Below are 9,093 nucleotides of genomic sequence, written 5' to 3' on the forward strand. Positions count from 1 at the left end.
CCGCGATCGAACACGATGCGAAATCATGATCGACTACGGTGCGAACTGGCGATCGATCACCGTGCGAATATGCACGATAATGGACCTCCTTCTGTACCTGAATTTTATTCCCACGCTTATCGCCGGTCCGGTCAACCGGGCGACGGAACTGATGCCGCAGATAACCGCCAGCCGCCGCACTCTGGTCGACTACAAACGGGCGTTGTATCTGATTGCGCTGTCGCTGGTGAAGCTTTTTCTGTTGAGCTCATGGCTCAATGACACCTTTGTCCTCCCGGTATTTACCCTCCCGGCGGGGCAGAACGGGTGGGACTCTTTGCTGGCGGTGTACGGCTGGGCATGGAATATTTACTTCAATTTTTCAGGTTATACCGACCTTGTAACAGGGCTTGCCCTGTTACTGGGGTTTCGTATTGCCAGGAATTTTGCCCATCCCTATCTGGCCGGGTCCGTTAAGGCGTTCTGGCGGGACTGGCACATCAGTCTGTCGACCTTTATTCGAGACTATGTGTATTTTCCACTGGGCGGAAACCGTAAGGGGGCCATATGGACACAGATAAATGTCATGGTGGCGATGGTGATTTCCGGGCTCTGGCACGGCGCGGGTATGACGTTTCTGCTCTGGGGTGCCATTCATGGGGCCGGGCTTGTGGTGCACAATCTCTGGCACCGGTGGGGGAAAGTCAGGCTTCCCGGTTTGCCTGCCCGCCTGCTGACGTTTCATTTTGTCTGTCTGGCGTGGGTATTTTTCCGGGCTGACAGCATCAGCGATGCTGTGACAATACTGAGCAATATTGCCGGCGGCTCGCTGTCCTCGTTGTCCCTACAGCAGTACCGGGCGTTGTTCCTCTTTGTGGGGATTATCGTCCTGTACCCCGCGCTCGTTGACATCCGGCTGACCATCATAGATCGCGTGGCTGATTTACGCTGGTACACACTTCCGCTGGTCATAATTCCACTGCTCGCACTGGCTTTCTTCCTTGCACCTTCGGGTGTACCGGGGTTCATCTATGCACACTTCTGATTATATCCGGACGATAAACACGGTCCTGAAATCCACCGTTATTCTGCTGACCTGCCTGGTCACGCTGACCTGGCTGAACCAGCGGTCACTGGAGCAGTACTGGGCGCTGCATTTTCATCAGGACAGCCCCTGGGCTTCATTCCGATCCCCGTGGTGGGCCAGAGGCGGGAAGGTGACCGACGCCGCCGTATCGGCTGAAAACGCCTGCTTCCGACAGCTGGCTGTGGGCAAGGAGGGACAGGATGGTGGTATTCAGACGCAGAAGCCCGCCTCTCTGCCGATGGTGGCTGCGCCTCAGCCGGTGGTGGCAGTGGCGGTTAACGTCACGCCCCCGGTCCGGCATATACCGGAGAATGACCGTCAGCTCAGTCGTCTGGTGACCGTCTCACACACTGAAAATGACGGTGGTATACCGGAGAGCGGGGAAACCGCATCCGTCACGCCAGTACCAGCGTTATCCTCTCCTTATGACCATCAGGGGAAAGCCCTTCTGCCTGCCGGCAAAAAAGTGCTGCTGATCGGTGATTCCATGATGGAAGGGGTGGCCCCCCGCGTACAGCAGATGCTCCGGCAGGAATATCACACGCAGGGGATAAATCTCAGCAGGCGCAGTACCGGGCTGGCCTATCCCGGCTTTTTTAACTGGCCGGTAACGACCGAAAATGCGCTGGAGAACCATCCTGATATCGGGCTGTTAGTGGTGTTCCTCGGCCCCAATGATCCCTGGGACATGCCGGTAGCCAGAAACCGGCCGTTCCTGAAATTCAGAAGCGAGGCCTGGGAGGCGGAATATCGCCACCGCATTGAGCAAATCCTGAACCTGGGACAAACATTTCATATTCCGGTCATCTGGCTGCTGCCGCCCAACATGCGTAAAAGCACGCTGAACCAGAATATGGCCTGGCTTGATACGCTATATGCCTCAGAGGTTGGTGCGGCGGGCGGGGTCGTCGTCAGTGTGAACAGGCTGTTTGGTTATCCGGAGGGTATTTTTTCTCCCACCGTGGATCTCAACGGGAAACGCGTGCACGTCAGGGCCGGGGATGGCATTCACTATACCCCGGCCGGTGAAAGCCTGATTGCAAAGGCGATTATTGCGCAGATCCATTTTGAGCAGCAGCCGGGGGAGGTGCCTGATGAAGAATAAGTTTGTCTGGTTTTCCGGAGTCCTCACGCTGCTGATAACGGAGCTGACATTAAGCTCCTGTCACGCGCCGGTCGACACCCCGCCCGCACCGGTCAGCATGCTCAGCGATACGTCAGATGTGATGGCAGATTATGGCGAGTCGCGCGTAAAGCGCCTGGCGGAAAAGCTGCGGAACAGTCGCCGGGAAACAACACACATTCTGGTGATGGGGGACTCTCACACGGCGGCAGACTTTTTATCCGGTCAACTGAGGACGATGCTCCAGGCGCGTTATGGTAATGGCGGACCGGGCTTTGTCAGTCCGGTAAAGGTCCCCGGCAATCGTTACAGCCACGTGAACTACACCCAGGCGAGCGGCTGGCGGCTGGAAACCAGTCGCAGGGCACAGGATGCCGCATTTACCCTGGGGGGGATGATTGCCACGCCGACGACGCCCGATAACGTTTCGCGTATTACGGTTACCGACGGCGAAACGGCGCTACGGGCACAGGCCCTGTATCGTTCGGCCGGTAATGCGACATTACGGGTAGGGGGTAACGCGGTGTCACTGGTAGAGACTCACGGAGGGTGGGCGCTGTCTCCGGCGGTGCCGGTAGCCCCTTCATTTTCTGTTTCTCTCAAAGGAAGCGGCACTCAGCTGGCCGGTTTCTGGCTGACGGCCAGTCCTTCCCGTGGCGTGATTGTCAGCGCCCTCGGTATTAACGGGGCACAGATCTCAATGCCGGATAAATGGCCGGCAGACTGGCCGGGTACGCTGAAAAGGCTGAGCCCGGATCTGGTGGTGCTCGCATACGGCACCAATGAAGCGTTCAACGCCTCTCTCGTCCCGGACATTTACCGCCAGGACCTGCTCCTCCAGATAAGAAAAATCCGCCTGGCGGTCCCTGAGGCGGCCATTCTTCTGATTGGCCCCGGGAGCAGTATCCAGCATAAGGACGCCACAGGCTGCCGGCAGCGTCAGTCTCCGGTCCTGAAAAGAGTGATTGAGATCCAGAAACAGGCGGCCAGGGAGGAGCATACCCTGTTCTGGGACTGGTTTGCGTTTATGGGCGGAGACTGTGCCATAGAGCAGTGGGCAGTACAGGGCAAGGCCCGACCGGACCTGGTGCATCTTCAGGCTGCCGGGTACAGGGAGGTTGCCGACGGGCTGTGGAAAGGATTGAGGCCGGTACTTGAGCCGTGAAGTTCGGCGGTCGGCTGGCTGTTATCGCGGTGGAATAAGAGAAGGTCAATACAGAAAAAAGGATATAGCAATGTCAGAGACGATCCACGATATGGTGGCAGAGAAACTGGAAAATGCGGGATTATGGCGCAGGGCGGCGGCCCGCTGGCTGGAGGTGATGCAGCTGTGCAAAACGGATACGGAGCGGGAGCAGGCCAGGCGAAGACGGAACCAGTGTCTGGCCAGTGTTTCGCGTCCGGCACCGGAGGGAAAGCTGGGTATTCATGCCATTAACCGGGCGGCCAGCCGTACGCAGGAAAGAATGGGCATCAGCCAGCCAGACGGGGCGGCATTCAGGACGCTGCCAAAATCCTCTTAGGATACGGCCCATGTGAGCTGCTTACGTTATTTTCAGGAATATCATACTGATGAAGCGACATGCCCTGAATGGCAATGCGGAGAATACCCATCCCGGGGTGATCCGCATTTGTAATAAAGCGGTATATTATCTTGAGCCGTTCTGGCTTCTGGCTGCACTGGGTAGCGTGGTACTTTTATTTGCTGAATCTGCGAAGCCGGTGATCTCTCAGGCGGGATATTCACTGCTGAGCTATCAAACCGGAGAATATCTTTTTACCTTTATTTTTACAGTGGAATATTTGTTACGGCTGTTAGTCAGCCAGCATCGCACACGCTATATGACCGAAATTATGCAGCGCCGGCGCAGATACCGGCGTTGTCAATCGTGTCAGTCCATCGATCACAGTGAAAATACCCGGTATTGCCAGCAGTGCGGAGCATTACTCGATGGAGAAAACGATAAACAATCTGCCAGTATCTGGTCTGATATTTTATTTACTTACTGAGGAATTAATCATGAGCAAGGACCTGATGGATATGAATGTTAACGATGGTCTGGCAACCCTGCTGGAAGCAGGCGAATTTATACCGGATGATAAGGCAGATGAACTTGCGGAAAAAGCCCGAAAAGAGGCGGAGGTTGCGACGTCAGAATACCGAAGAAAACATCATGACTAATTTTCATGTGGCGAATGATATATGAATTCGCCGATAACACATTCAGAGACATTATTAACATGCAGCCTGAGCGGTTATATCGTAAGGGGGCCTATCTGTATGGTGCGGATAAACCATTCAGGGGGGCGGGGGCGATAAAGCATTACCGACTGACCGAAGAGGGAGAAGAAATCGTGACAGGGTTCTGTCTTCCAGGCGAATGGTACGGGCTGCCGGATTTATCATCAGGATGATATATCGGCTATGCGCAGGCGCTGGATACCAGTACAGCGCGTATGTTTCCGTCCGACGTGCTGACAGTGATAATGGCGGAACAGCCTGGCAGGCAGGCTATGTATACGCTGATGAGCGACGTCATCAGGAAGAATAAAGCCCGGTATTATCAGATAAGTCAGGTCCACGCTGATGTGCGTCTCGCGATGTTCATTCAGGATTTATCACGACGTTTTAGCCTGCAGGGGTATTCGCCGCAGGCGTTTCGGCTACTGATGGCACGCGGAGATATTGCGAATTATCTGGCGATGGTACCTGAAACCATCAGTCGTAAAATTAAACGTCTGGAGAAAGGGGGGATCATTCGTTTTAGCCATCGATTTATTACCGTTCAGTCCCCTGAGAAGCTGAACACATTTATTTCACAGGCATGAAAGTGTGAATGCAGTTCATATCCAGACACGTATAGCTTTTCAGCAAGGAGAGAATTATGGATTTTTTGGAGGTCGTTGTTCATCCTTTATGGTTTTTAATGTTGATTGTTATAGTTGTTTTTGTTTTTGTCTGCCTCAGAAAATAACCATTCAGGTAAATACAGCCCGATAACGTTTATGTCAGACAAGCGGAATTAGGTTTGCGTCTGCTCTTTAGGGAAGGGGCAGTAATTTATTGAAGGAAGAAACAAACAACGTGGAGGATAAATATGTTTAAGTGGTTGGGTTTTGATATTGGTATGGTAACAATATTATTTACGGCAGGATTCCCGATATTGTATCTGGTCGGGTATTATTCTGCCGTATTTCATGCATGGCGACTGGGTAAAGATATTCATCGTCATAAAGTATGGGTTAATGTCATTATGGCACTTGTCATAGGTTTTTCTTTGGGCGGAATTGCCCAGCATCTCTTTGATAAGGTCGGCACTTGTTTACAGTTGGTTGATAATTTAGGTCGTTGCATCCTGCTGTTGCCTGAATTTTAAGTTTGTATTAAAAGGAAAACATCATTGTGAAAAAGGTGCTGATTTTATCCGGCCATCGCTACCCGGAGCGTTCCCGTATCTGTGAGGCTGGGGGCAAGGCGTTAGGCACGTTACCCAACGTCACCGTGCACAACCTGATGAACGCATGCCCGGATTTTGTTGTTGACGTGAAACGCGAACAGCAATTGCTGAAAGCCCATGATGTGGTTGTTATGATGTTTCCTTTCTGGTGGTATTCCTCCCCGGCTATCCTTAAGGAGTGGCAGGATCAGGTGCTGGAATATGGCTTCGCTTATGGCTCAGAGGGAAAAGCCCTGCATGGCAAACCATTTATGGTGATGACCTCCACCGGAGGCAATGAAGTAGCCTATACACCACAGGGTTACAATCGCTATGCTGTTGATGATTTACTGTTGCCGTTCCGGGCGATGGCGAATCTGACGGGGATGATCTGGCAGACTCCGGCGTTGATTCAGGGAGCAAATAACATCAGCGATAACGGTATTGATCGCGGTGTTAATCACTGGCTGACACGGCTGGATGCGTTATTGATTGACTGAGTTTTATCATGGGAATAAGGCAGAACCTGTTGGTGAGCAAAAAAAGAACATAGTGATAAAAGGACGCCCGGCCACAAGGGCTGAGCGTCCTGTTTTTTTATCCTCATTAATGTAACGATATAGCATCATAAATTAACTATTCAGGCAGAGAACCCGCCAGATTCTTTGCTGAAACACTGCTGGTGGGCTGTTCCGTTACCTCTGATGTTGGTGCTGTGGCTACTATCGATACAGGCTGATGCGATCCCGGCTGGATGTGCAGAAACGATACGAGCATGGTACGCAGGGTTTCCGGGGGGGTGTTATCGGCAAGTAACGCGGCCAGTACCGACGGCAACCGGCGATCAATTTCCCCCAGCGCTATACCGGCCAGTAGCGCGGTTTTTGACAACTCACTGCGATCACCGCGCGGTAAGGCTTTCATTCTGGCATCCGCAAGGCGCTCGCTGGCATGTGTTTCAGGGCGCAGGTAAATCAGCACTTTTCTTCGGTTCATGGCCACTCCGTTAACCAATGGCTTTCAGCCCGTGTACCAGTGCGAACTGTGGATCCTGAGCCACAAAGAAACGCTCTTCGCGCAGGTTAACATGAGTACGAATGTCATCAGCCAGCAGGCAGGCTCCGCCACCCACGACTGCAACATGGGTATACCCTTTAAAGCGATCAATCGCTTCCAGTACCCGTGCACGATAACGCGAGATACCACTGTGGATTGCCTGCTTTATGCTATCAACAGCCCTCGGATCGTTGATGTTGTTCGCCAGGTACGTGTCGTCGAAACGCTTGATAATCAACCGGTCCACGTTGTAGCGGGACAGCGCCATACCGGCTTTACGTAATGCCTGTTGTACCTCGTCGGTCACAAGTGATACGCCAAGAGCCGGATCGCCATAGATACGCGATACCGAAGACATCTGACCTGCCACCTGCGAGATATCCAGCGTGGTTCCGCCAAGATCAACAATCAGCACTGAGTTGGAGGACGAGAGTTGATCGCACAGCGCAATCCCGGCAGGAATAGACTCCGGGCGCACGGTGACGCGGGTGATGGTAAAGACGTGACCGTTATTCAGTATCACAGGTTGCAGCAGGCTCTGCTTCTTGCGCTCGATGTTATCAAGCCGGTACTGAGCGTCTTCGTCGTAGAACTCCGCCAGCGGCAGCGTCACCACGATATCCACGCATTGTGGCGTAAGGCCACTGGTCCTTAGCGCATGATGCACAGCCACCGCATTGAGCGGGCTGTACTGCCATTCAATGTTGCTGGTGGTGAGTGTATCGGGAGAAATGAGGTCAAACGAGTACTTCTCCTTGCCCGCAGTGTAGTTAAACGGCTTACCGCTGCCAAATGTGGCTGACCATCCGCGTCTGAAGCTGTTAGGGCTGATGTGGGTAAACGTTTTGCCGTGCTGCTCCCACAGCATTTTGATGTGAGTCGAACCGTCGTCGATGTAAATGCGCATATTGCACCTTAGTTGAGTCAAATATGTATTGGGATTGAGCCGTCCGGCGTTGCCGGACACGTGAAGGGCGTTTATTGGGCCAGAACTGAGAGCACGATGAGATGAATCAGAGCCATAAAGCGCTCAATGAGAAAAGGAAGTGCCGCCAGTGAGACAAAGATGAGAAATCTTTTCATCTGGTGAGTTTCTTGTATGGGGAGAGTGAAATGCGAATTGCCATACAAGATTTAGGGGATAGTCGCAGAGAATTTACTGCAGCGCCCGATGCTGATAACTGTTTTTTTAAAATGAAACCAATAGCAGAAATTTATGATGGATCTTGACGGTAGTATGAAAGGGGAGAGGCCCAACCGCGAAGGCTGAGCGTCCAGGGATTACGCCGTTTTATTTACCACGGCTCAGACTATCGATATGGTCAGCATACCACTGCATCATTTCACGTCGGTTATCAAGGTATTGGGCATGATTGTAGGTTCCACGGATACTGTTCTTATCCACGTGAGCAAGCTGCATTTCGATCCATGCAGAGTTGAACCCTTGCTCATGCAAAATAGTACTCATGGTGTGCCTGAAGCCGTGGCCGGTAGCCTTGCCATCATAACCGATGCGTTTGATCACCATGTTGATACTGGCCTCACTCATCGGTTTGTTGATATTGCAGCGCCCTGGAAATACCAGTTGGTACTGACCAGTGTAGGCACGGAGTTCCTGCAGGATCGCCAGAACCTGATTTGACAACGGTACCAGATGTTTGCGGCGTTTCTTCATACGACTTTCTGGGATCGTCCATAACGCGTTATCCAGATCAAACTCATGCCATTCGGCTGCTCGTAGCTCAATCGTACGGACCCCCGTCAGTAACAACAAATTGGTTGCCATACGTGTAATGCAGCTACCGTGGTAATCAGCCAGACTGGAAAGGAACGCGTGTAATTCGGATGCCTGAAGGTGAGGAAAGTGTTCTGTTTTTGGTGCAGTCAGCGTCCCGGTGAGTTCAGCTGCCGGATTAATCGTTGCACGTCCTGTGGCGATGGCATAGCGGAAGATCTGATTGCAGTACTGCCTGACCTTACGGAGTTTCTCCAGTGAACCACGCTTTTCAATCAGACGTAAAACCTCCAGCATCTCCAGAGGCAGGATCTCCGCGACAGGGCGTTTGCCCACATGAGGGAAGATATCCTTCTCCAGCGCCTCCATAACGCTCTCGGCGTAGCTTTCTGACCATGAGATAGACTTGTGCTTGTGCCACTCTACAGCGAGTGCCCTGAAGGTATTAACGACGGATATCTTTTTTGCGAGTTTTTCGAGCTGCTTTTTCTCGCTCGGGTCACCTCCGTCCGCAATCACCTTTCTCGCTTCGTCGCGCTTTACACGCGCGTCAGCCAGGGAAATCTCAGGATAAACACCAATAGATAACTTTTTCTCTTTGCCGGCGATACGGTATTTCATACGCCAGTAGCGTTTTCCGGTAGTGGTAACCAGGAGAAAAAGGCCACGTTCGTCA

Annotated in this window: 12 protein-coding genes; 9 read left to right on the top strand and 3 right to left on the bottom strand. The window is 52.5% G+C overall.

Annotated elements, in window-relative coordinates; genetic code table 11:
- The 9 genes from DEO48_RS05380 to DEO48_RS05420 all read left to right on the top strand — a co-directional run.
- A partial coding sequence (locus DEO48_RS05380) for an MBOAT family protein (protein ID WP_219933004.1) occupies positions 1–1,024 on the top strand: 1,024 nt, incomplete at its 5' end.
- Complete coding sequence (locus tag DEO48_RS05385; protein ID WP_109844566.1) at positions 1,011–2,171, top strand: DUF459 domain-containing protein; 1,161 nt, start codon at positions 1,011–1,013, stop codon at positions 2,169–2,171. The genes DEO48_RS05380 and DEO48_RS05385, both read left to right, overlap by 14 nt.
- Positions 2,161–3,354: an SGNH/GDSL hydrolase family protein gene (locus DEO48_RS05390; protein ID WP_258306060.1), complete on the top strand. Its 1,194-nt coding sequence runs from the start codon at positions 2,161–2,163 to the stop codon at positions 3,352–3,354. Before DEO48_RS05385 ends, DEO48_RS05390 begins: the two co-directional genes overlap by 11 nt.
- Positions 3,355–3,424: 70 nt before the next feature.
- A complete protein-coding gene (locus DEO48_RS05395; RefSeq protein WP_109844567.1) occupies positions 3,425–3,712 on the top strand; it encodes a PerC family transcriptional regulator in 288 nt (95 codons plus the stop codon).
- A 49-nt stretch (positions 3,713–3,761) separates the two neighbouring features.
- Positions 3,762–4,199 (top strand): hypothetical protein, encoded by a 438-nt coding sequence (locus DEO48_RS05400; protein ID WP_109844568.1) that lies wholly within the window; start codon positions 3,762–3,764, stop codon positions 4,197–4,199.
- 10 nt (positions 4,200–4,209) lie between these two features.
- A complete protein-coding gene (locus DEO48_RS26720; RefSeq protein ID WP_181366970.1) occupies positions 4,210–4,371 on the top strand; it encodes a hypothetical protein in 162 nt (53 codons plus the stop codon).
- A gap of 332 nt (positions 4,372–4,703) precedes the next feature.
- Positions 4,704–5,018 carry a helix-turn-helix domain-containing protein gene (locus tag DEO48_RS05410; protein WP_181366971.1) on the top strand — a complete coding sequence of 105 codons (315 nt, stop codon included), beginning with the start codon at positions 4,704–4,706 and terminating at the stop codon, positions 5,016–5,018.
- 269 nt (positions 5,019–5,287) lie between these two features.
- Positions 5,288–5,566, top strand: a complete 279-nt coding sequence (locus DEO48_RS05415) for a hypothetical protein (protein WP_109844571.1) — start codon at positions 5,288–5,290, stop codon at positions 5,564–5,566.
- Positions 5,567–5,592: 26 nt separating this feature from the next.
- Positions 5,593–6,126 carry an NAD(P)H-dependent oxidoreductase gene (locus DEO48_RS05420; protein ID WP_109844572.1) on the top strand — a complete coding sequence of 178 codons (534 nt, stop codon included), beginning with the start codon at positions 5,593–5,595 and terminating at the stop codon, positions 6,124–6,126.
- A gap of 136 nt (positions 6,127–6,262) precedes the next feature.
- Here the strand turns inward: DEO48_RS05420 and DEO48_RS05425 are convergent, their stop codons facing one another.
- From DEO48_RS05425 to DEO48_RS05435, 3 genes are all read right to left on the bottom strand, one after another.
- Positions 6,263–6,628 carry a plasmid partitioning/stability family protein gene (locus tag DEO48_RS05425; RefSeq protein ID WP_109844576.1) on the bottom strand — a complete coding sequence of 122 codons (366 nt, stop codon included), beginning with the start codon at positions 6,626–6,628 and terminating at the stop codon, positions 6,263–6,265.
- Positions 6,629–6,632: 4 nt separating this feature from the next.
- Positions 6,633–7,589, bottom strand: a complete 957-nt coding sequence (parM, locus tag DEO48_RS05430; protein WP_109844573.1) for a plasmid segregation protein ParM domain-containing protein — start codon at positions 7,587–7,589, stop codon at positions 6,633–6,635.
- A gap of 384 nt (positions 7,590–7,973) precedes the next feature.
- The coding region (locus DEO48_RS05435) for a tyrosine-type recombinase/integrase (protein ID WP_109844574.1) at positions 7,974–9,093 on the bottom strand (1,120 nt) is incomplete at its 5' end.

Origin of the sequence: Enterobacter sp. CGMCC 5087, assembly GCF_003144775.1 — a bacterium.
Taxonomy (GTDB): domain Bacteria; phylum Pseudomonadota; class Gammaproteobacteria; order Enterobacterales; family Enterobacteriaceae; genus Enterobacter; species Enterobacter cloacae_M.